This window comes from Ruegeria sp. CJ3 (assembly GCF_056536725.1).
The window spans coordinates 23275-44695 of the sequence record NZ_JBQFQE010000013.1; the positions used below are offsets into that span (position 1 = coordinate 23275).

General features: G+C 62.1%; 29 protein-coding genes. 9 read left to right on the plus strand and 20 right to left on the minus strand.

What is annotated here, in order from left to right:
* Positions 1-3 precede the first annotated feature (3 nt).
* The 3 genes from ACR0J1_RS18045 to hmgA all read right to left on the minus strand — a co-directional run bounded on the left by ACR0J1_RS18045 (position 4) and on the right by hmgA (position 3643).
* Complete coding sequence (locus ACR0J1_RS18045; protein ID WP_480734081.1) at positions 4-954, minus strand: MBL fold metallo-hydrolase; 951 nt, start codon at positions 952-954, stop codon at positions 4-6.
* 10 nt (positions 955-964) lie between these two features.
* Positions 965-2221 carry a fumarylacetoacetase gene (gene fahA, locus ACR0J1_RS18050; RefSeq protein WP_480734082.1) on the minus strand — a complete coding sequence of 419 codons (1257 nt, stop codon included), beginning with the start codon at positions 2219-2221 and terminating at the stop codon, positions 965-967.
* Between the two features lie 66 nt (positions 2222-2287).
* Positions 2288-3643 (minus strand): homogentisate 1,2-dioxygenase, encoded by a 1356-nt coding sequence (gene hmgA / locus ACR0J1_RS18055; RefSeq protein WP_480734083.1) that lies wholly within the window; start codon positions 3641-3643, stop codon positions 2288-2290.
* Between the two features lie 58 nt (positions 3644-3701).
* Between hmgA and ACR0J1_RS18060 the strand changes: the two genes are divergently transcribed.
* Entirely contained in the window at positions 3702-4151 is a 450-nt protein-coding gene (locus ACR0J1_RS18060) for a MarR family winged helix-turn-helix transcriptional regulator (protein ID WP_480734084.1), read from the plus strand.
* Between the two features lie 62 nt (positions 4152-4213).
* Positions 4214-5452, plus strand: coding sequence for an adenylate/guanylate cyclase domain-containing protein (locus tag ACR0J1_RS18065; RefSeq protein WP_480734085.1), 1239 nt, complete (start codon positions 4214-4216; stop codon positions 5450-5452).
* Between the two features lie 56 nt (positions 5453-5508).
* Here ACR0J1_RS18065 and ACR0J1_RS18070 read toward each other — a convergent pair whose 3' ends face one another.
* Complete coding sequence (locus ACR0J1_RS18070; RefSeq protein ID WP_480734086.1) at positions 5509-6396, minus strand: AEC family transporter; 888 nt, start codon at positions 6394-6396, stop codon at positions 5509-5511.
* Positions 6397-6614: 218 nt separating this feature from the next.
* Here ACR0J1_RS18070 and ACR0J1_RS18075 point away from each other — a divergent pair, with 218 nt between their 5' ends.
* Positions 6615-7424: a division plane positioning ATPase MipZ gene (locus ACR0J1_RS18075; protein WP_480534168.1), complete on the plus strand. Its 810-nt coding sequence runs from the start codon at positions 6615-6617 to the stop codon at positions 7422-7424.
* A 149-nt stretch (positions 7425-7573) separates the two neighbouring features.
* Here ACR0J1_RS18075 and rpmE read toward each other — a convergent pair whose 3' ends face one another.
* Positions 7574-7795, minus strand: coding sequence for a 50S ribosomal protein L31 (gene rpmE, locus ACR0J1_RS18080; protein ID WP_008757924.1), 222 nt, complete (start codon positions 7793-7795; stop codon positions 7574-7576).
* Between the two features lie 11 nt (positions 7796-7806).
* Positions 7807-8190, minus strand: a complete 384-nt coding sequence (gene rplS, locus ACR0J1_RS18085) for a 50S ribosomal protein L19 (RefSeq protein ID WP_170350317.1) — start codon at positions 8188-8190, stop codon at positions 7807-7809.
* Positions 8191-8567: 377 nt separating this feature from the next.
* Here rplS and ACR0J1_RS18090 point away from each other — a divergent pair, with 377 nt between their 5' ends.
* Positions 8568-9368 (plus strand): glycoside hydrolase family 25 protein, encoded by an 801-nt coding sequence (locus tag ACR0J1_RS18090; RefSeq protein ID WP_480734170.1) that lies wholly within the window; start codon positions 8568-8570, stop codon positions 9366-9368.
* On the opposite strand, the gene trmD is transcribed toward ACR0J1_RS18090, so the two are convergent.
* From trmD to ACR0J1_RS18145, 11 genes are all read right to left on the minus strand, one after another.
* On the minus strand, positions 9365-10168 hold the full coding sequence (gene trmD, locus ACR0J1_RS18095; protein ID WP_480734087.1) for a tRNA (guanosine(37)-N1)-methyltransferase TrmD: 804 nt from the start codon (positions 10166-10168) through the stop codon (positions 9365-9367). The two genes, ACR0J1_RS18090 and trmD, sit on opposite strands and share 4 nt — an antisense overlap.
* Positions 10165-10980: a hypothetical protein gene (locus ACR0J1_RS18100; protein WP_480734088.1), complete on the minus strand. Its 816-nt coding sequence runs from the start codon at positions 10978-10980 to the stop codon at positions 10165-10167. Before ACR0J1_RS18100 ends, trmD begins: the two co-directional genes overlap by 4 nt.
* Complete coding sequence (rimM, locus tag ACR0J1_RS18105) at positions 10980-11483, minus strand: ribosome maturation factor RimM (RefSeq protein ID WP_480734089.1); 504 nt, start codon at positions 11481-11483, stop codon at positions 10980-10982. Before rimM ends, ACR0J1_RS18100 begins: the two co-directional genes overlap by 1 nt.
* Positions 11476-11622, minus strand: a complete 147-nt coding sequence (locus ACR0J1_RS18110) for a hypothetical protein (RefSeq protein WP_480734090.1) — start codon at positions 11620-11622, stop codon at positions 11476-11478. Before ACR0J1_RS18110 ends, rimM begins: the two co-directional genes overlap by 8 nt.
* Before the next feature lie 2 nt (positions 11623-11624).
* Positions 11625-12260, minus strand: a complete 636-nt coding sequence (gene bluB, locus ACR0J1_RS18115) for a 5,6-dimethylbenzimidazole synthase (protein ID WP_480734091.1) — start codon at positions 12258-12260, stop codon at positions 11625-11627.
* Positions 12261-12272: 12 nt separating this feature from the next.
* Positions 12273-12650, minus strand: coding sequence for a 30S ribosomal protein S16 (rpsP, locus tag ACR0J1_RS18120; RefSeq protein WP_480734092.1), 378 nt, complete (start codon positions 12648-12650; stop codon positions 12273-12275).
* A gap of 42 nt (positions 12651-12692) precedes the next feature.
* Complete coding sequence (locus tag ACR0J1_RS18125; RefSeq protein WP_480534185.1) at positions 12693-12989, minus strand: chorismate mutase; 297 nt, start codon at positions 12987-12989, stop codon at positions 12693-12695.
* On the minus strand, positions 12986-13525 hold the full coding sequence (locus ACR0J1_RS18130; RefSeq protein ID WP_480734093.1) for a GNAT family N-acetyltransferase: 540 nt from the start codon (positions 13523-13525) through the stop codon (positions 12986-12988). Before ACR0J1_RS18130 ends, ACR0J1_RS18125 begins: the two co-directional genes overlap by 4 nt.
* Positions 13522-14076, minus strand: a complete 555-nt coding sequence (locus ACR0J1_RS18135; RefSeq protein ID WP_480734094.1) for a GNAT family N-acetyltransferase — start codon at positions 14074-14076, stop codon at positions 13522-13524. The genes ACR0J1_RS18130 and ACR0J1_RS18135 overlap by 4 nt, the downstream gene beginning before the upstream one ends.
* Entirely contained in the window at positions 14073-15581 is a 1509-nt protein-coding gene (gene ffh / locus ACR0J1_RS18140) for a signal recognition particle protein (RefSeq protein WP_480734095.1), read from the minus strand. Before ffh ends, ACR0J1_RS18135 begins: the two co-directional genes overlap by 4 nt.
* 160 nt (positions 15582-15741) lie before the next feature.
* The gene (locus tag ACR0J1_RS18145; protein ID WP_480734096.1) at positions 15742-16260 is read right to left on the minus strand and encodes a hypothetical protein; all 519 of its coding nucleotides are present in this window, start codon (positions 16258-16260) and stop codon (positions 15742-15744) included.
* Between the two features lie 89 nt (positions 16261-16349).
* On the opposite strand from ACR0J1_RS18145, the gene ACR0J1_RS18150 reads away from it, so the two are divergent.
* Positions 16350-16880, plus strand: a complete 531-nt coding sequence (locus ACR0J1_RS18150; protein WP_480734097.1) for a prolyl-tRNA synthetase associated domain-containing protein — start codon at positions 16350-16352, stop codon at positions 16878-16880.
* 66 nt (positions 16881-16946) lie between these two features.
* Here the strand turns inward: ACR0J1_RS18150 and ACR0J1_RS18155 are convergent, their stop codons facing one another.
* Both ACR0J1_RS18155 and ACR0J1_RS18160 read right to left on the minus strand, forming a co-directional pair.
* Positions 16947-17690 carry an aspartate/glutamate racemase family protein gene (locus ACR0J1_RS18155; protein WP_480734098.1) on the minus strand — a complete coding sequence of 248 codons (744 nt, stop codon included), beginning with the start codon at positions 17688-17690 and terminating at the stop codon, positions 16947-16949.
* Between the two features lie 66 nt (positions 17691-17756).
* The gene (locus ACR0J1_RS18160) at positions 17757-18338 is read right to left on the minus strand and encodes an FMN-dependent NADH-azoreductase (protein WP_480734099.1); all 582 of its coding nucleotides are present in this window, start codon (positions 18336-18338) and stop codon (positions 17757-17759) included.
* Positions 18339-18458: 120 nt separating this feature from the next.
* Between ACR0J1_RS18160 and ACR0J1_RS18165 the strand changes: the two genes are divergently transcribed.
* The 4 genes from ACR0J1_RS18165 (at position 18459) to ACR0J1_RS18180 (ending at position 21066) form a co-directional block, all read left to right on the plus strand.
* A complete protein-coding gene (locus tag ACR0J1_RS18165; RefSeq protein ID WP_480734100.1) occupies positions 18459-19337 on the plus strand; it encodes a LysR family transcriptional regulator in 879 nt (292 codons plus the stop codon).
* On the plus strand, positions 19334-20245 hold the full coding sequence (locus tag ACR0J1_RS18170) for a DMT family transporter (RefSeq protein WP_480734101.1): 912 nt from the start codon (positions 19334-19336) through the stop codon (positions 20243-20245). Before ACR0J1_RS18165 ends, ACR0J1_RS18170 begins: the two co-directional genes overlap by 4 nt.
* Positions 20246-20304: 59 nt before the next feature.
* Positions 20305-20577 (plus strand): hypothetical protein, encoded by a 273-nt coding sequence (locus ACR0J1_RS18175; protein WP_480734102.1) that lies wholly within the window; start codon positions 20305-20307, stop codon positions 20575-20577.
* 75 nt (positions 20578-20652) lie between these two features.
* Positions 20653-21066, plus strand: coding sequence for a universal stress protein (locus tag ACR0J1_RS18180; protein WP_480734103.1), 414 nt, complete (start codon positions 20653-20655; stop codon positions 21064-21066).
* Here the strand turns inward: ACR0J1_RS18180 and ACR0J1_RS18185 are convergent.
* Entirely contained in the window at positions 21063-21395 is a 333-nt protein-coding gene (locus ACR0J1_RS18185) for an ArsR/SmtB family transcription factor (RefSeq protein ID WP_480534209.1), read from the minus strand. The genes ACR0J1_RS18180 and ACR0J1_RS18185 overlap by 4 nt on opposite strands.
* Positions 21396-21421: the final 26 nt, after the last annotated feature.

Genomic DNA, 21421 nt, shown 5'->3' on the forward strand with positions numbered 1-21421 from the left:
TTCTTAGCCTTGCAGGGCCTCCCACATCTCAAGATCGCGCTGGGCGGTCCAGATGCGGGGGGTGTCGATGCCGCGCGCCTCGTCATAGGCGCGGGCGACGTTGAAGGGCAGGCAATGTTCATAGATCGCGTAGTCGGCGAATTTCGGGTCGCATTCCGCGCGCACCGCGTCCCAGGCTTCTTTCAGACTGCCGCCGCGCGCCGCGACCTTGGCCGCGGGGCGATAGGTGCTGTCGACGAAATCGCGGGTGTTTTCGATGGCCGCGTTGACCATGTCCTTGCCGATCAGGGCGTCGCCCCGCCCCGGAGCAATCGCGTCCACGTCAAACCACTTGATCTCATCCAGCGTATCGCCCCAGTCGCTGAAATGCCCGTCGCCGCAGTAGCAGGCCGAGTGGTATTCGACGATGTCACCGGTGAACATGACGTTCTGGTCGGGCACATGAATGACGATATCGCCCGCCGTGTGGGCACGGCCCAGATGCATCAGATCGACCCGGCGGTTACCCAGATAGACCGTCATCGTATCGCTGAACGTGGTGGTCGGCCATGTGAGGCCGGGGATGCTTTCATGCCCTTCAAACAGGCGCGGGAAGCGTTGGAATTCACTGTCCCAATCCTCTTGCCCGCGTTCCACGACCATGGCGCGGGCCATGTCCGACATCAGGATCTGTTGCGCGCCGAACGCGCTGGCGCCCAGGACGCGGACCGCGTGGTAATGGGTCAGCGCCACATGGGTGATCGGCTTGTCCGTCACCGAGCGCACGCATTCGATCACCTTTTGGGCTAAGCGCGGGGTCGCCTGCGCCTCGACAATCATCACGCTGTCATCACCGATGATGACGCCCGAGTTCGGGTCGCCCTCGGCGGTAAAGGCGTAAAGGCCCTCGCCCACCTCGGTGAACGAGATCTTCTTTTCGGTCATATCCCCCTGGGATGCGAATGCCTTGGCCATGTTGGGTTCCTTATCGTGCGTATGGGTTTTCAAGCGCGGGCAGGACGGTGCCGGTGCAGTCGCCGAAGCCGATGGTATAGCCGTGGCCTTTGGCAGCGCCTGTCAGGGTCAGCGTGTCTCCGTCCTCGATAAAGCTGCGGGTCTCGCCGGTGTCCAGCGTCAGCGGTTCTTTCCCGCCCCAGCTGAGTTCCAGCAACGAGCCGCGCTCGGGCTTGGTCGGCCCCGAGATGGTGCCCGAGCCCAGCAGATCGCCTGCGTTCATCGGGCAGCCCGAGGTCGTGTGATGGGCCAGTTGCTGCGCGGCCGAATAATACATCTGGTTATAGTTCGTCGCGGCGATGGTCGTTGCCGGCTGGCCCTCGGGGGCCATCGTGATCGACAGGTCGATGTCATAGAGCATCGGTCCGCAATCCTTCAGGTGATCCAGCAGCTCGAATTCGCGCGCGGGCGTGTCGCAGCGGAACGGTTCCAGCGCGGCCTTGGTTACGATCCAGGGGCTGATCGAGGTGGCCGTGGCCTTCGCCTGAAACGGGCCCAGCGGCTGGTATTCCCAGGCCTGAATGTCGCGCGCCGACCAGTCGTTTAGCAGCACATAGCCAAAGATGGCGTCATCTGCCTCCTGCACCGAAATCGGGCCATCCGAGGGCGTGCCGACGATGGCGCCCATCTCAAGCTCGATGTCAAGGCGGCGGCAGGGCAGGAAGGCGGGCAGGTCCTGATCGGGGGATTTCAGCTGACCCCATGGGCGGCGGATATCGGTGCCCGAGACCACGACCGACGACGCGCGCCCGTTATAGCCGATGGGGATGTGCAGCCAGTTGGGCGGCAGCGCGTTTTCGGGGCCGCGGAACATGGTGCCGACGTTGAAGGCATGGTTCCGGCCTGCATAGAAATCGGTGTATTCGCTGACCGCGAAGGGCATGTGCATCTCGGCCTCGTCCTGCGGGATCAGCAAGCCTTCGACCTTGTGCTGTTCGTCCGAACCTTCGGCCAGCAGTGCGGTCAGGCGGTCGCGCAGGGCAGCCCAGACGGCGGGGCCTTCTTCCATCAGCGGGTTCCAGAAGGGCAGGTCGAACAGGGGTTCGTCAGCCAGCGCGATCAGCCCGTCAGCCTCGGCCGCAGTCACGTCGAGGATCATGTCACCGATGGCCACGCCGCAGCGGGGTTCGGTTTTTTCGGTCGAAAAAACCCCATAGGGCAGGTTGTTCAGCGGAAACGGGTGGTCGGCGGAATTGGCCGATGTGACCCAGGATTTCTTCAAGGACATAGTGTCTCCAGACCTTTGTCAGAGTCCGAGATTATTCGACGAATATTCTCGGATCGCAGACGGTGTTCATTTCTTGCCGGGGGTGCCGTCGAATTTCTTTTCGATGTCGCTCCAACAATCGATGTAGTCATCCTGCAACGGGGCTTCGGTGGCCGCAAATGCGGTCAGATGTTGCGGAAAGCGGGTTTCGAACATGAACGACATGGTGTTGTCCAGCTTGTCCGGGCCAAGATTGGAATTAGACGCCTTTTCAAAGGCTTCCTTGTCTGGCCCATGCGGGATCATCATGTTGTGCAGGCTCATGCCGCCGGGGACAAAGCCCTGCGGCTTGGCGTCATACTGACCGTAGATATTGCCCATCAGCTCGGACATGATGTTCTTGTGATACCAGGGTGGGCGGAACGTATCTTCCATCACCATCCAGCGTTCGCGGAACAGGACAAAGTCGATATTGGCCGTGCCCGGCTGCCCCGAGGGCGCGGTCAGCACCGTGAAAATCGACGGGTCGGGATGATCGAACAGGATCGCGCCGACCGGGCAATAGGTGCGCAGGTCGTATTTGTAGGGCGTATAGTTCCCATGCCATGCGACCACGTCCAACGGGCTGTGGCCGATCTTTGTCGTGTGGAATTGCCCGCACCATTTGATCGTCACGGTCGAAGGCACCTCGCGATCCTCAAATGCCGCCACCGGCGCCTTGAAATCACGCGGGTTGGCCATGCAGTTGGCCCCGATCGGGCCGCGGCCCGGCAGTTCGAATTTCTGGCCGTAGTTCTCGCAGACAAAGCCGCGCGCGGGGCCTTCCAGAACTTCGACGCGGTAGAGCAGGCCACGGGGTATGATGGCGATCTCTTTCGGTTCCAGATCGATGATGCCCATCTCGGTGGCAAAGCGCAGGCGGCCTTCCTGCGGCACCACCAGCAGCTCGGAATCGGCCGAGAAGAAATAGTCATCCACCATCGACTCGGTGACCAAATAGATGTGGCTGGCCATGCCGACCTGAGTGTTCACGTCACCTGCGGTGGTCATCGTGCGCATCCCGGTCAGCCATGTCAGGCCTTCATCCGAATGTGGCACCGGGTTCCAGCGGTACTGGCCCAGCGAGATCACGTCGGGATCGACGCACGGGGCCGATTTCCAGTAGGGCAGATCGATCTTCTCATACCGATGCGAATGCTTCACCGAGGGTCGGATGCGATAGCACCAAGTGCGCTCGGGCGGGTTGGCGGTGAAGGCTGTGCCGCTGAGTTGCTCGCCATATAGGCCATAGTTACATTTCTGCGGGCTGTTCATCCCCTGCGGCAGCGCACCGGGCAGGGCCTCGGTTTCAAAGTCGTTGCCAAAGCCGGGCATATAGCCGGGATGGGTGCCAACGGGTGTGCTGGCCTGGGTCATCTTGTGCGGATCGGTGGGGCGATTCATCGGACGCTCCTTCAAGTTACTGCTTGTCGAATAATAGTTGATTTTGTAACTAACAAGAATGGCGCAGAAGAATAATGAAGAAGATGAGTTTGATCTGCGAAATTTCCTGCCTTTCCTGTTGAATCAGGCGGCCGAGGAAAGCTCGTTGGAGTTTCAGCGCGTCTACAAGGACCGCTATGGGATGTTGCGCACCGAATGGCGGGTGCTGTTTCACCTTGGCAATTATGGCGAGATGAACGCCAAGGATATCGGGCTGCGGGCCAAGATCCACAAGACCAAGATCAGCCGCGCCGTGCGCAAGCTGGAACAGCGCCGATATCTGCAAAGGCTGCGGGATGAAAATGACCGGCGGGTTGAACAGCTATCGCTGACAAGCGCGGGTCAGGCGGTGTATCGGGAATTGCGCGACATTGCCCGGGATTATGATGCAAAGCTGGCGGCGCGCTTTACCACCGGCGAGGCCGCTTTGCTGCGCATGATGCTGCGGCGTCTGGCGGGGATGGACTGACGCACTGGTAATTCCAGGCAACCGTCCCCAGATTGTCAGCAGAACGGACACAGGAACGTGATATGACAGCCCCGGACCCCAACGCGGCGAAATCCCATGCTCTGATCGACTGGCTGGTGACGCGCGGCCTTGAGGGCGCGGATAAGGAAGATCTGCTGGACGGCTATTGCAACCGGCTGGTCGATCTGGGTGTGCCGCTGATGCGGTTCCACGCCGCCCAGCCCGCGCTGCACCCCGTCTATGGCGGCACCGGCTATAGCTGGTACCAGGGGCGTGGCGGCGATTTTCAGACCCACGAATATTCCGAGACACCCAGCGAGGAGTGGCAGAAAAGCCCGCTCTATACCATTCTGAACGAAGATGTCGACGTGATCCGCGAGCGGCTGGTGGACCAGAACGAGGCCAGCCGGTTCCCGCTGCTGAATGATCTGCGCGAACATGGGGCGACCGATTATTTTGCCACCGGCATCAGCTTTGACGTGCCCAGTCACAGCAACCGACGAGATGCGAAAAAGGCCATCGACGGGGTGCTGATGTCCTGGGCCAGCAACGCGCCCGAGGGGTTCTGCGACGCAGATCTGGACCTGATCAACGCCGCGCTGCCACATCTGGGGCTGGCGCTGAAATCGGCCTCGAACGCGCGGGTGTCACAGGATCTGATGCGGGTCTATCTGGGACGCGATGCGGGGCAGCGCGTGTTGTCGGGTGAAATCCGCCGGGGGTCGCTGCAGCAGATCGATGCCGTGATCTGGAATTTCGATCTGGAAGGCTTCACCAGCCTGTCCGAGGAATTGCCGGGGATCGAGATCATCGACATGCTGAATGACTACCTCGCCGTGGCGGTGGATGTGGTTCATGATTGCGGCGGCAGCATCCTGAAATTCATGGGCGACGGGGTGATGGCGATGTTTGATGTCGGCGAGATTGACGAAGACGCCCGCGCGGCGCTGGGCGCGGTCTCGGTGCTGCAGGAGCGTATGGTCGCGCTGAACACGCAACGCCAGTCTCAGGGGCAGCCGGTGGCGAACTATACGCTGGCGCTGCATTCGGGCGAGATTCTCTATGGCAATATCGGTGCCGACAGCCGTCTGGATTTCACCGTGATCGGCCCGGCGGTAAACCAGACCGCGCGGATCTCGGGGATGCACCGGTCTCTGGGGCAGCGTATCCTGCTGTCGGACGACGTTGCGCGCGCGGCGCAGCCTTGTCCGCAAGAGCTGATTTCGGTCGGGCGCTACATGCTGCGCGGCGTGGCCGAGCCGAAAGAGCTGTTCACAGTCTATGACGCCGCAGACGCTTAGCAGGCGATTTCATTCAATGAAATCGAACCGGAAACTATCAAAGTTTCCGGGGCCGGTCAGACCCAATAGGCCAGCGCCAGCGGCAGCACCAGAATCGTCGCCAGCGTCGAGACCAGGATGAACCCGGCGACATCCGGCCCGTATTCCGGCACATGCTGGTCGATGAACAGATAGGTCGCCACCGAAGACGGCATCAAGCAGCACAGGATCACTGCGGCGCGCTCGGCCCCGGTAAAGCCGAAGGCCCAGACCAGTGTCCCGGCGATGACCACCGCCATCAGCAGATGCAGCCCGGTCAGCAGGACGGCGCGGCCCAGGCTGTTGATCCGCAGCGTGGCCAGCGTATGCCCCAGCGTCAGCAGCATCAGCGGGATCGACAGCCCGCCCAGAATGTCGAAGGATTTGGCCACCGGCTGCGGCAGGCTGTAGCCGGTGCCCATCAACACCAGCGACAGAGCCACCGCATAGATGATCGGTGAGGTCATCAGTTTCCTGACCGAAAAGGTTCCGGCGGGGATCCACATGCCAAGGGTGAAGATGCTGATCAGTACCACCACCACAAAGCCCATCGTATAGGCCATCCCCGCATTCCCCAGCGCCAGCAGGGTGATCGGCAGACCGATATTGCCCACATTGCCATGCATCAGCGGCGTCAGGAACGCCCGCACCGGCAGCCGCAATAGCTTCAGGGCCGCGAACCCCAACACGCCGAAGCCCGCGATCGCCAGCGCCGCGGCGGTCATGACGTCCAGAAAGGTACCAATCGCGATCTTCGTGGTCGACAGATGCGACAGGATCAGCGTCGGATATCCCACGTTCGAGACGATCCCGCCGATGACTTTGTTTTCGAAGGGCGCCTTGATCACGGCCAGCCCATAGCCGATTCCGGCGCAGATCAGCACCGGCAGAACCACGTTCAGGACGTTCAGAAACAGATGGTCCAAAGCGTGCTCCTGTCCGTGAAACCCCGCCGGGGACATTGAAACAGAGGTATCAATTTGGCAAGGATTCATCCTAACCCCCGCCCAGCACATGGTTTTCCGATTCAGAGCCTGATATTGCGCATCATGAGGGCCTCAGGTTCTTCCCTTCCCCTGCTACACAACATATAGTGGGTGCCAACAACGTGTGGGTAAACACGGCGGGACTTGGGAATACAGGCATGGCACATATCATCGTGGTCGGGAACGAAAAGGGCGGCGCTGGCAAATCGACCGTGTCGATGCATGTGGCCACCGCTCTGGCGCGGCTGGGGCACAAGGTCAGCACCCTGGATCTGGACCTGCGGCAGCGCAGTCTGGGGCGGTATTTCGAGAACCGGCTGAATTTCCTGAACGGCGCGGACCTGTCCCTGCCCAGCCCGCGTCATCACGACTTACCCGAGATCGACGCCAGCACCCTGAAACCGGGCGAGAACATCTATGATCACCGCCTGTCGGCTGCGGTGGCCGAACTGGAAAGCGACAGCGACTTCATCCTGATCGACTGCCCCGGTTCGCACACCCGGCTCAGCCAGGTAGCGCATTCGCTGGCCGATACGCTGGTCACACCGCTGAACGACAGTTTCATCGATTTCGACCTGCTGGCGCGGATCGATTCCAAGGGCGAGAAAATCCTTGGGCCTTCCGTCTATTCCGAGATGGTCTGGAACGCCCGGCAACTGCGCGCGCAGGCCGGGCTGAAGCCCATCGACTGGGTAGTGGTGCGCAACCGGGTCGGCACCCAGCGCATGGTCAACAAGGAAAAGATGCAGCGCGCCATCGAGATGCTGTCGCAGCGCATCGGTTTCCGCGTCGCCTCGGGCTTTTCTGAACGGGTGATTTTCCGCGAACTGTTCCCGCGCGGGCTGACGCTGCTGGATCTCAAGGATATCGGGGTCAAGCAGCTCAATATCTCGAATATCGCCGCGCGGCAGGAACTGCGCGATATGATGAAAGAACTGAACCTGCCGGGGGTCGAGATCGACTTTTAGGCCGCGGCGCTGCCCGGGGTGCCCGGAAACTTTGAAAGTTTCCGGCCCGATTTCATTTAATGAAATCGTTCAGACGGCAGGGTGCGATGTCCAAACAAAAAAGGCCGTCCTGATGGACGGCCTTTCGCATTCGAATCGGGGGGTCGGGATTAAAAACCCAGACCTTCGTATTTCTTCTTGAACTTCGACACACGGCCACCAGCGTCCATCAGACGGGTGCCGCCACCGGTCCACGCAGGGTGCGAGGAGGGGTCGATTTCCAGGGCCAGCTGGTCGCCCTCGGCGCCCCAAGTGGATTTCATCTGAACCACGGTGCCATCGGTCATTTTGACGTTGATGACGTGATAATCGGGATGGATGTCTTTTTTCATCTTTCCGCTCCTTACGCCTCGGCGCCAGCCTTGGGCTTGTAGTTGGTGACCTCTGCGATACGTGCGGATTTACCGCGACGGGTGCGCAGATAGTACAGTTTGGCGCGACGAACGCGGCCACGGCGGACAACGGTGATGCTGTCGATATTGGTCGAATGCAGCGGGAACACACGCTCCACGCCTTCGCCAAACGAAATCTTACGGACGGTGAACGAGCCGGCGATGCCGTCGCCACCTTTGCGCGCGATGCAGACGCCTTCGTAGTTCTGCACGCGGGTACGCGACCCTTCGGTCACTTTAAAGCCGACGCGGATTGTGTCACCGGCTTTGAAATCGGGGATGTCTTTCCCCAGGGCGGCAATTTGTTCCGCCTCAAGCTGTGCGATCAGGTCCATCGCATTTACTCCTATATGCTCGTGGTTGGTCCACGAAGTTTGGGCACGGGCTGAGAGCTCTTGGTCTTCACCGGGTCCTGCGATGCAGCCCGCCAGAGGTCAGATCGAATGTTCCTTTGGTCTGGTCTGCGATGACACGCCAAAGCAGAAGAAAGCCAAGCGTTGCGCCATGATGCAAACCAAAACACCGGAGTCGCGTGATGCGGCACCGGATTGCGGTCGTTTAAGGAATTTGCGGACAGGGATCAAGCCCTAATTGCCCTGCTTCCGCGCCCGGGCGGTGCGTTTCCGCCGCCCGCAAACTGCACCATTGCGTTGTGCTGCCGATCAGGCATTCTGGAGAGAATTATAAGAGCAGATTTGAGACCTTACAGATGATGCGCAATGCCCTCTTGCTGGCCGCGATGGCCCTTGCAGTTCTGTCCTGCGGACGCAGCAGCCCGCCACCGCAACAGGTCGAGACGAGGGCCTTTGCGGACACCACCCCTCCGTCGGTGATCTACCCGGCCTTTGGCGACGCTGATCCGCATCCGTGGGACGGACGTCACCCCGGCCACTACCCCGTCCACGGATTGGATGTGTCGCGCTGGCAGCCGCCGATCGATTGGCACACCGCCCGCGCGTCGGGCGTCAGTTTTGCCTTTATCAAGGCGACCGAGGGGGGCGATTTCACCGACCCGATGTTCGATGAACACCGACGCGGCGCACAGGCGGCGGGGGTGCCATGGGGAGCTTATCACTACTACTATTTCTGCCGCCCTGCGCATGAGCAGGCCCGCTGGTTCATCCAAAACGTCCCCAAAGGGGCGGACCTGCCGCATGTTCTGGACATGGAATGGACGCCGCATTCCAAGACCTGCACCCTGCGTCCCGACGGCCGCACCGTCCGGGCCGAGGCGCAAAAGTTCCTCGATATCCTCGAACGTCACTATGGCCGCCGGCCCATCGTCTATACCACGGTGGATTTCTACCACGACACCGACATTGCCCGCCTGCCCAAGACCGAGTTCTGGCTGCGCTCGGTCGCGGGCCATCCCCGCAACGTCTATCCGCGCGCGATCTGGCGGTTCTGGCAATACACCGGCACCGGGCTGGTGCCGGGGGTGCAGGGCAAGGTGGATATCAACACGTTCAACGGCACGCCCGACATCTGGGCGCGGTGGAAGGCGGGCGGCTAGTCGTCGTCTTTCGACGCCTCATAGTGCGCCCACAGATCGGGCCGCCGGTCGCGGGTGATCTGTTCCGACATCTCGTGCCGCCATTCCGCGATGCGGCCATGGTGGCCCGACATCAGAACATCCGGGATCGCGCGGCCTTTCCAGTCGGCGGGGCGGGTGTATTGCGGATGCTCCAGCAGGCCAGAGGAAAAGCTCTCCTCCTCGGTCGAGGCCTGATTGCCCAGAACGCCGGGGATCAGCCGCACCGTGGCGTCGATCAGGGCCTGCGCCGCGATCTCGCCGCCGGTCATGACGAAATCGCCCAAGGACACTTCCTGTACGCCGTAATGGTCCAGCACCCGTTCATCGACACCCTCGAAACGGCCACACAGCAGGGTCATGCCATCACAGCGCGCAAGGTTTTGCATCATCTGCTGGTCCATCCGACGGCCCCGCGGGCTGAGGTAGATCAGCGGCCAGTTGCCCTGCACCCCGGCCATGGTGTGCTCGATCGCCTCGCCCAGCACATCGGCGCGCAGTACCATGCCCGCGCCGCCGCCTGCGGGCGTGTCATCGACATTGCGGTGCTTGCCAACACCGAACTGGCGCAGATCGACGGTTTCCAGCTGCCATAGACCTTCCTGCAGCGCCTTGCCGGTCAGGCTTTCGCCCAGCACGCCGGGGAAGGCCGATGGAAACAGGGTGATGATCTTGGCCTTCCACACCCCGTGCAGGTCGGGCGTGGGTGTCATCAGCTCGCGCGGTTTCAGCGTCGGGCGGATGGCTTTGCGGCCATGGGATTTTCCGGGCGTGTCCGTCATGTTGTGCCGATCAGTTCTGTCTGGGCGTGTTCCACCAAAGCCGCCTTCTGCTCGATCAGCGCCGCGTCGTCCAGAGCGGACCGGTTCATATCCAACATCTGCGCCAGCAGACCGTCGGGCAGGCCCGAGTTCCTGCGGGTCGGGCCGACCAGCTTTGCGGCCTCGGCTTCGGGCAGGTCGAGGAAATCGGCAAAAGGCGTGCCAGGGCCGAAGGGCCGCGTCTGCAGATCCTCCAGCCACTGGTTGCGCACCAGCACCGAGGGCAGGCGGCCCCGGATTTCTTCGGCGACAGATTGTGGTTCCGCCACCGGGGCCATCCGGTCGCGGAACGTGCCGAAATCCAGCACCAGTCGGGTGCGTTGCAGGTCATGCGCCCAGAGGCTGCGCAGCCAGCTTTCGCGCTGGCGGACCGACAGATACAGCGTGATCTGCACCTCTTCGCGTTTGAACCGTTCGCGGACCAGATCGACCAGACAGGTGGCCAGCGCGGGTGCCGTCTCATACCCCACCGCCGGGTTGCGGCTGGGGCGCAGGCCCGAGAAATTCTCTTCGCTCAGCACCAAGCCACGTTTGCGGCCAAAGGTCAGCGATTTCAGAAAGCGGCGCATCTGGTCGCGGAAATCCTCAAGCGCCCCGGGCGTGCCATAAAGCGAATAGCGCGTCGCGGCATCCGACAGCCCCGAATGGCGAGTCCGATAGGGCAGCACCAGCGCGTGGTGCGGCCAGATCAGGCTGCGGTTCTCGAACAGAAAAGACTGCGCAGCGGTGGTCCCGGTCTTATGGAACCCCAGATGCAGCAGAACCCGCCGCATTACAGCAGGCCCTCGGGCGGGTCGGCTACGATGCGGCCCTTATCCAGATCGACCGTCGGCACCGCCTCAAGCGTAAAGGGCAGCAATACGGTGGCCTTCAACCCCGGCCCGTGCAGCTCTAACAGGTCCGCCGCGCCGTGATTCTGCACCGATTTCACCCGGCCCAGCAACGTGCCGCCGGTGTCATAGACCTCAAGCCCGATCAGGTCGGTGTGGTAGAATTCGTCATCGGGCAGCGAGGGCAACTGATCGCGCCGCGCGTAAAGCCGCAGGCCGTTGATCGCATCGGCCTGTTCTTTGGTCTCAACCCCGCCAAGCCGCGCGGCAAAGCCGTTCTTGATCGACCGGGTCAGGACCAACGGATAGCGTTCTTTTCCGGCCTCGTCCGTCAGCGGAGAATAGGTCTCGATATCTTCCGGCACGGCGCAGAAGCTTTTCAAGCGCACCTCGCCGCGCACACCGTATGATCCGGCAATGCTGCCGACGCAGATCAGATCACTCATTTTGACCACCCGTCACACATAGCCCGTTCTGCCATCGCCCGATCCCCTCGCAGGCCTCGCGCTGGTTGCTGCGTTCAAAGAACACGCCGACAATAAAGGCGATCATCAGCAGGATGGGAAGCCGTAACAATCCGAACATATCTATCTTACCTCGATCGGCAGGGCAGAGGTCCGGTTTTCCCAACCGACCTGTTCCAGTTCCGGCGTATCCGATAAGGTTTCGGGCCAGCCCACGCAGAAATAGCCGATCAGCCGCCAGTCATCTGACACATCCAGATCGCGCGCCATCTGGTCTGGGTCCAGAATGGACACCCAGCCCAGCCCCAGCCCCTGCGCGCGCAAGGTCAGCCAGAACAGGGTGATGGCCGAGACCACCGAATAGCGCCGCATCTCGGGCATCGTGCCCGCACCCAGCCCTTGCCCCTTGTCGGTGGCATCGTCGCAGAACACTGCCAGTTGCACCGGGGCCTCTTGCATCCCCGACAGCTTCAAACGGCTGTAAAGCTGCGCCTTTTCGCCGGAATAGCCGGTCAACGCATCGGCATTGGCCGTCTGGAAATTCTTCAGCGCCGCGTCGCGCACGGCCTGACTTTCGACGCGAATGACGCGCCAGGGTTCGCTCAGCCCCACCGAAGGGGCCAGCCGAAATGCGTCGAGGCAGCGCGTCAGCACTGCCTCGTCCACAGGGTCGGTGCGGAACCGGCGCACATCACGCCGGAGCCGCAGCAACAGATCGAACTGCGTGCGAAAATCGTCTGAAAAAGCCTGATCCCGCACGTGCCCGCCTGCTTATTCTTCCGCAGCTGCTTCTTCAACCGGAGCCGCAGCTTCAGCAGCCTTGGCCGCCTTTTCCTCAGCGCGTTCCTGAGCTTTCTTGCCCGGGGTGCCCTTGTTGGGGTTGTTGCGCTCGGCCTTGTCGCGGGCGCCGGCTGCTTCCAGCATGCGTGCGATCCGGTCGGTGGGCTGTGCGCCCTGATCCAGCCAGTACTGGATGCGCTCCATGTTCATTTTCACGCGCTCTTCGCTGTCTTTCGGCAGCAGCGGGTTGTAGGTGCCCAGCTTCTCGATGAAACGGCCATCGCGCGGCATACGGCTGTCAGCCGCAACAATGCGATAGAAGGGACGTTTTTTCGAGCCGCCGCGGGCGAGACGAATTTTCATTGCCATGGTGGTATCTCCTTTGGATGGCGTTTACCGGCGATTACCCGGTTATTTCTGATGTTTCTTATGGTGTCGGATGACTTCCTGAATGATGAAATTCAGAACAGCCTTGGCGAAGTCGGGGTCCAGATCCGCCGTCTTTGCCAGGTCTTCTAACCGTGCGATCTGCGCTGCCTCGCGCGAAGGATCGGACGGGGGAAGGTTGTGTTCGGCCTTGAGCTTGCCCACGGCCTGTGTGTGTTTGAACCGCTCGCCCAGCGTATAGACCAGAATGGCATCCAGCCGGTCGATGCTTTCGCGATGCTCTTTCAGCAGGGTCGCGGCGCGCGTCACGGGGTTGTTCATTGGCCGGTCCTTTCGGTGGTCAGATCGATCTGCGGGTGTCGCCAGATCTGGGCGCGTTTGCCCAACAGCTCGGCATTCTCAAGCTCAAGCGTTGCGCCAAGCCGTTCGGCCAGTGCGCGCGAGCGGTCGTTGCTATGAGCGATATACGAGATCACACCGTTCAAGCCCTGATGCTGGGCGGCGTAGTCACGCGCGGCCTGCGCGGCTTCAAAAGCGAGCCCTTTGCCTTCGAATTCTTCGAGCACAGTCCAACCCAGCTCAGGCTCAGCCCAACCTGGTCCATTCATGATACCGACCCAGCCCGCAAATTTTCCGCTGGATTTTTCTTCGATGTGCCAGCTGCCATAGCCTTGAACTACCCAGTGGCCAAAGCGACCTGTATATGACCTCCAGCATTCAAACTCATCTCTCGGCCCGCCCACCATGTGGCTGCGCTCGGTCTTGAAGAACGCGATCATCGCGGGCAGGTCATCCAGATGCGGCGCGCGCAGGATCAGGCGGTCGGTTTCGACCGAGGGGATGGTGAACGAGGTCATGCGTAGGCCTCCATCCCGCCATTGACCAGATCGCCAGGGGCCGGGTGCCGCCAGATTTCGGATTTGCCGAATTTGGGGTGCTCGTAATGATATTCGAACTGCGCGCCCAGACGTTTGGCCACCGCCTTGCTGGCGTGATTGTCCAGATCGATCAGCGAAATCGCCGTTTCCCAGCCCAGCACATCATAGGCGTGCGCTCGTGCGGCCAGCGCCGCCTCGGTCGCATAGCCCTTGCCGGTGGCGTGGGTCAGCAGGGTCCAGCCGACCTCGGGCTCGGGCCAGCCTTCGGGGCACCACAGGCCGATGCGCCCGACATAAGCGCCGGTGTCTTTCTCATCGACGCTCCAATAGCCATAGCCGCGCATCGCCCAGTGCCCCAGCAGCGAGGCGACGACTCGCCAGGCCTCATCCCGGCGCAGCGGACCGCCGACGAATTTCGCCGCCTCGCTGGCAAAGAACGCGGTGTCCGCGTCCAGATCAGCCTCGGACGGGGCGCGCATGATCAGGCGCTCGGTCTCAAGCTGGGGGATATGATCGGCGATCAGGTTCACTTCTTCTTTCCAAACCCGCTCAGGCCCGGTGGCAGACCCATGCCGCCGCCCAGACCGGGCAAACCGCCTGGCATCTTGCCGCCCATCGCCTTGGCCGCCTGCTCTAGCGCCTTGGGGTCCATGCCTGCGGCCATCTCCTCGGGCGAGGGGCCGCCTTTGCCGAACATGCCCTTCATGGCCTGTTTCAGCATCTTGCCTTTGCCCATCTTGCCCATCTTCTTCATCATGTCCGACATCTGCCGGTGCATCTTGAGCAGCTTGTTGAGGTCGCTGACCTCCATACCCGAACCGGCGGCGATGCGTTTCTTTCGGCTCGCCTGCAGCAGTTGCGGGTTGGCGCGTTCGCGTTTGGTCATCGACTGGATCAGGGCGATCTGCTGGCGCAGGATCTTGTCGTCCAGACCGGCCTGATCCATCTGCTTGGCCATCTTGTTCATGCCCGGCATCATGCCCATCATGCCCTGCATGCCGCCCATCTGGATCATCTGTTCCAGCTGCATTTTCAGGTCGTTCATGTTGAACTGACCTTTGACCATGCGCTTCATCATGCGCTCGGTCTGTTCCATCTCCATCGTTTCCTGGGCCTTTTCGACCAGAGCAACGATGTCGCCCATGCCCAGAATACGACCGGCGATACGGTCCGGCTCGAAGGTCTCCAGCGCGTCCATCTTCTCGCCCAGACCGACAAAGCGGATGGGCTTGCCGGTAACCGCACGCATCGACAGCGCCGCCCCGCCGCGCCCGTCACCGTCCATCCGGGTCAGGACCACGCCCGAGATGCCGACCTTGGCGTCAAATTCCTCGGCCACTTCAACGGCGACCTGACCGGTCAGGCCGTCGACGACCAGCAGCGTCTCACGCGGGTCGACCACGTTACGGACCTGCTCAACCTCATCCATCAGGACTTCATCGATATGCAGTCGGCCCGCAGTGTCGAGCATATAGACATCATAGCCGCCCAGCGTTGCCTGCTGCTTGGCGCGCTTGGCGATATCGACCGGTTTCTGGCCGGGAACGATCGGCAGAGTATCCACGCCAACCTGCGTGCCCAGAACGGCCAGCTGATCCATCGCCGCCGGGCGATAGACGTCGAGCGAGGCCATCAGGACCTTCTTGCCCTCTTTCTCTTTCAGGCGCTTTGCCAGCTTCCCGGTCGTGGTCGTCTTACCCGAGCCCTGCAGACCGACCATCAGGATCGGGGCAGGCGGGTTGTCGATTTTCAAGGCGCCGGGGTCTTCCTCGCCGCGCAGGGTATCGACCAGCGCGTCATGTACGATCTTGACGACCTGCTGGCCCGGAGTGATCGACTTGGTGACAGCCTGACCGGTCGCCTGTTCCTGTACCTTCTTGACGAATTCGCGGGCCACGGGCAGCGAGACGTCAGCCTCAAGCAGGGCAACGCGAACTTCGCGCAGGGCGGTTTTGACGTCTTCTTCGGACAGGGCACCCTGTTTGGTCAGCCGGTCAAAGACGCCGGAAAGGCGTTCGGATAGATTTTCAAACATGCCTTCGGCCTCCTTAGCCGGTTATCTTGTGGCGTGCCCTAGATAGGACGCGCCGGTTAAATGCACAAACGCCCCCACGGGCGAAACTCGCTGGTGGGGGGCGATCCCTGAACGACTCAAGGGACCGGAAGATCAGACGCTTCCGGATGTTTGCGGCGATTTAGGCTGATTGGCTGGCAGAGTCAACCTTGCGTGCCGGAAGCCAGTCGTTGACCGCGTCAACCAGCCGGTGCGCGCCGCGCCCGTTCGAGAAGGCCTCGACGATGGGATGCCGCCCGGCGCTCATCCCCTGATGCAGGACAAGGACCGGACGATAGAGGGTCGAGCTTCCCTTGTTACTGCGCGAAGTGGTGCTTTCGATCTCGGCGTGGGACAGGTTTGCAAGCGCGTGCTCGACGGCTTGATAGCCAAAGACCGATTGCCTGCGGATGGTGATGCTGTTGTTACTGCGGTCCAGAATGACCTGAACGCGGCGCACAAAGGCGCAGAAGGCCCCGACCCCCATGCCGCCGCCAAAAAGCGCGAAGAAAACGCCAAAGAAGATACCCTCGCCGCTTTCGCTGGCCATGAACACGCCCGCGCCGACGAAGGCCAGAATAAAGAACACAAGTGTAATGCCGATGAACCATGGCGTATAGGACAGGATCAGTTGGTTCGGAGTATTGCGCGTCACTTTCATGGCGGCACGCTAGCATCGAATACCGCACCTGTCGTGGCTTGAATTTGCCCGCGGGTTAAGCGATGAGCGCGTCACACGAGGAGGTTCCCATGGACGCATCATCTGCCTTTCAGGATACATTGCCGCTCAGTTCCGACGCGCTGTTGGCGCAGTTGGATGATTGGGGGCTGGCCTATCGGTTGCACACGCATGTTCCATTGCGCACGGTCGAGGATGCCAAAGGCGTCGAGGGCCAGTTCATGGTGCCCGGCGAGAACGCGTTGCGGCTCAAGAACCTCTACCTGCGCGACAAGAAAAAGCGGAACTATCTGGTGACGCTGGAGCAGAGCCGTGAGATTGACCTCAAGGCGCTGGGGGCGGAGCTGGGGATAGGCACCCTGTCCTTTGGCTCGGCGGATCGGTTGTTTCAGAACCTTGGTATTCGGCCCGGGGCGGTCAGCCCTCTGGCGATGATCAACGGGGTGGGGAATGACGTGCGCTTCTTTATGGACGCCGCCGCGCAGCAGGCGGATGTTATTTATATGCACCCGTTGGTCAATGACCGGACCGTTGCGATGACGCGCGGGGATCTGATGGCGTTCTTTGATCGGATCGGGTGCGAGGTGGCTTGGTTGGCGTGACGGGACGCGCCTTGCGGCGCGTGCCTCCGGCGGAAGTATTTTTGAACAGAAGAAGGGCGGGCGCTCTTATGGTGTGTTCAGAGCTTCTTTGAGCGCTGCCGAGACATGGGCGGCTGAGGGGTTGATGAAGAGGTGGCCATCGGCCTCGAACACCGGATCGTCGAGATGGTCGGGGAAGGCCAGCGGCAGTTCGGTGCAGGCCAGCAGGATTGCCGTGCCGGGGGTCGCATGTTTGTTGCAGAAGGCCAGCAGGCGGGTATGGGCGGTCTCTGAGGCACCGCCGTAGAAGTCGCTGTCGATCATCGCCTGCATCTCGGCGATCTCTGGGTCGGGCAGGCGCGGGTTTGCGGTGATGCCCTCGGACGCGAGGCGTTCGGCATAGTTGATGGCCTGCATCGTGACCGTGGTGCCGAGGACCAGCGCGTTTGATGCGCCGGTCGGTGCAGTCGCTTCGGCTGTGGCGTCGAAGATGCTAAGGATCGGCATCGACACGCCTTGCCGGATGGCGTGCAACCGGGCGTGGGGGGTGTTTGAGGCGATGATGCCGAAATCGCAGCCTGCGCGTTCCAGCGTCAGCAGCGCCTCGCGGAATACGGCATCGAAACCGGCCCAACTGGCCTCGTCTCCGGCGGTGCCGCGCAGGGCGCGGGTTTTGGCCTGCGTCACGGACTCGATGGTCATGGGCGGGGTCGGCAGGGGGGAGCTGTGGCCACGTTCGGCGAAGTGGCGACCTGCGCCTTCGGCAATCGCCCGATAGTAGTCGACGGTCGAGGCCCAGCCCACGCCGCCCAGAATTCCGATCTTTTTCATGGTAAACGTCCAGCCTGCCAATTCCCGTTCGGGAGCAGACTGGACGGTTCAGGGGGTGCAGGTCAATCAGGCCGCCAGTTCGGTGACCGCTTTTTGTGCATTGGCCAAAGTGGCCTCGGGGTCCAGCGCCATGCGGTCGGCGGCGATGACCTCAACGTCCTGGATGCCGATGAAGCCCAGAACATGGCGAGCATAAGTGGTGGCAAAATCGATCTCGGAGCCTACCGCAGTGCCGCCCGAGGCGACCGCGAGGATGGCGCGTTTGCCCTCGAGCAGGCCCTTAGGGCCATCCTCGGAATAAGCGAAGGTCACGCCCGCGCGGGCGACGAGATCAATCCAGGCCTTGAACGCAGCGGGGACCGAGAAGTTGTAGATCGGCAGGCCAATCACGATTGTGTCGGCCTTTTGCAGCTCGGTCACCAGCTCATCGGACAGGGTCAGCAGGTCTTGCTGCGCTGCATCGCGCTGATCGGCGGGGGTGAAATTGGCGGCGATCCAGTCCTCAGTCAGCAGGGGCAGGGGCGTGGCCAGATCGCGACGGATGATGCGCCCGGCATTAAGGTGGCGGACAACGCGGTCCGACAGGTCGCGGGTGGTCGACCCGGTGCGGCGGGCCGAGGCGTCGATATGCAGGATGGTTTTGGTCATCTCAGAGTGTCCTGTGTAAGGGAATGATCGTCTGTCGTTCGAATATGTTTGTTGCGCTCACGAACAAAACCCGGATATACCAACATGCATTGTTGGAATTTGCACAATAGGTCGGATGCAATGGACAATTGGGACGAAGTGAGAACCGCCTATCAGGTGGCGCGAATGGGAACGGTCAGCGGGGCGGCGGATGTGCTGGGCGTGCATCATGCCACCGTGATCCGCCATATCGACGCGATCGAGGCGCGGCTGGGCGTCAAGCTGTTCCAGCGTCATGCGCGCGGCTACACGCCCACCGAAGCCGGAGAGGACCTGCTGCGCGTGGCGCAGGCGACCGAGGATCAGTTCAACCAGCTGGTGGGCCGAATGAAAGGGCGGGGGGATGATGTCTCGGGCGAGCTGGTGGTGACGTCGCTGGCTTCGCTTGCACCCCTGATCGTGCCGACGCTGACCGAGTTCCAGACGACCCACCCGGGCCTGATCGTGCGCTATCTGACCGGCGACCGCCTGTTTCGGCTGGAATATGGCGAGGCGCATGTGGCCATCCGTGCGGGTGCTGCACCGGATCAGCCGGACAACGTGGTGCAGCCCTTCATCCCGCAAGAGGTCGGGCTGTTTGCCGGCAAGTCCTACATCGCGCGTCACGGCAAACCGTCTGGCGTAGAGGATTTCGCCAATCACCACTTCGTTGGCAATGATGACGAAAACAGCCGCGCGCCGTTTTCCCGCTGGCTGCGCGCCAATGCGCCGGAACAGGCGATCACCTTCCGCTGCACCAACAACTTCTGCATGCGCGAGGCGGTTCTGGCCGGCGCGGGCATCGGTTTCATGGCCCGGTGGGAGGCCGCGCGCGATCCCGATCTGGTCGAGGTGATGGAGCCTCTGCCCGAATGGTCCGGCAAGCTGTGGCTGGTGACCCATGTGGACCTGCACCGGACCACCAAGGTGCAGGCTTTCTTGTCCTTCCTGAAAGACCAGTCCAAGGGCTGGCTGCCGTGACACCGCAGGCGCGCGGCCATCTGGCCATGCTGACATTTTCGGCACTGGTGGCGGGCAGTTTTTCGCTTGGCTCGATGGTGGCGAATGAAATCGCACCCGCGGCGATCACGGCGGCGCGGTTTGGAATTGCGGCGGTGGTCATCGGGATCGCGGCGCTAGCCACCACGGGGATCTCGCGTAGCGCAGGGCGCGCGCCTTGGCGCTATCTGGTGCTGGGCGGGTTGTTCGGCAGCTATTTTGTGCTGATGTTCTACGGGCTCAAAACCGCACCGCCGGTCAGCGCGGCGGCGGTCTTTACCCTGACGCCTGTCATGTCGGCGCTGGCCGGATGGGTGCTGCTGCGCCAGATCACCACGCCGCGCATGGCGCTGGCGCTGACTGTAGGCGCAATGGGCGCGCTTTGGGTCATCTTCCGGGCCGATTGGCAGGCCTTCCGGGCCTTCCAGATCGGGGGCGGAGAGATCATCTATTTCTGGGGCTGCGCCGCCCATGCGATCTATACGCCGATGGTGAGGAAACTGAACCGGGGTGAGCCTGCGGTGGTGTTCGCCTTCGGCACGCTGGTCGCAGGGTGCCTGATCCTGTCGCTCTGGGGCTGGTCCGATATCCGCGCGACCGATTGGGCAAACCTTCCGGGCATCGTCTGGCTGACTTTGCTCTATATTTCGTTGTTCGCCACCGCCGCCAGCTTTGTTCTGGTCCAGTTCGCGGCACTTTGCCTGCCTGCCGCCAAGGTGATGGCTTATACCTACCTAATCCCCAGCTGGGTGATCCTGTGGGAGATCGCGCTGGGACGCCCCGCCCCCACCGCGCTGGTGCTGGTCGGTGCGGTTCTGACCGCCGTGGCGCTGCTGCTGTTGCTCAAGACCGACGAGGCCCCGGCCAACAGACCCGCCAACCGGGATTGAGCCTTGCCTTCTGCGCCCGATATGGCAGCCTGCCCGCGCATTGCCCAAGGATACGAGCCATGAAAACACCCCTTATCATCCCGGCGCTGCTGGCGCTGGGCGCTTGCGCAACAAGCGGCCCGTCGCCCGAGGCCGATCTGCAAGCCAGCTGCGAGGCCCTTGTGGCTGCCGAGACCGGCACCCAGCCCGATGGGGTCCGCGCGACCTCGACCCAATCCGGGCCGACGGGCTCGGTCACCAGCGTTTTCGTGGCGGGTGCCGAGGCCCCGTGGCTCTGCCGAGCTGATGCAACCGGCGTTGTGACCGGAGTGGAATACAGCCGACAGGGATAGCCCCGGCACCCTTGAGGCAGATCAAGGCATAAATATGCAAATTTCCCTATGCTTTAACGCGAGGAGGAGTTTGCCATGTTCACCCACATCATGATCCCTGTCGACCTGCACCTGCCGCCCGAGGTGCGCAAGGCCGCTGATATCGCCGCCGATATTGCCAAATGGCAGGGCGCGAAGATCACGCTTGTCACCGTGGTCTGGACCCAGCCCGGCGACCCGGCGCTGACCGACAGCGCCGTCAGCACTGAATTGCAGGGCCTTGCCGACCAGATCGCCGCGCGCAGCGGCGGGGCGGTCGAAACGCGCACGCTCCGCTCGGTCGATGTCTCGGTCGAGGCCGATGGTGATCTGACCCGCACCGCAGAAGAGATCGGAGCCGATCTGATCGTCGTGGGCACCCATGCGCCACGGTTGACCGATTACATCTTCTCAAGCCATGCGGGCCATCTGGCCAAACACGCGACGATGTCGGTCTTTGTCGTCCGTTAAGCCTCGTCCGAGGGCAGTTCGATTTCCAGAAACCGTTCGAACGCATCCAGATTGACCGGTTCGAACTGCCCGAACCCCTGCATCCACACGGATGCGGCCCGCAACGCGTCGGGTTCCAGCTTGCACCATTTCACCCGGCCCCGCTTTTCCTGAGAGATCAGCCCGGCGCGGGTCAGAATGACCAGATGTTTCGAGATCGCGGCCAGCGACATCTCGAACGGCTCGGCCACATCCGTCACGGCCATGTCGTCCTCAAGCAGCATCGCAAGGATGGCGCGGCGGGTGGGGTCGGCAAGGGCCGCGAAAACGGTGTCGAGGTCGTTGGACATGGCCCTTTCCTAATGCGCAGGAAGCG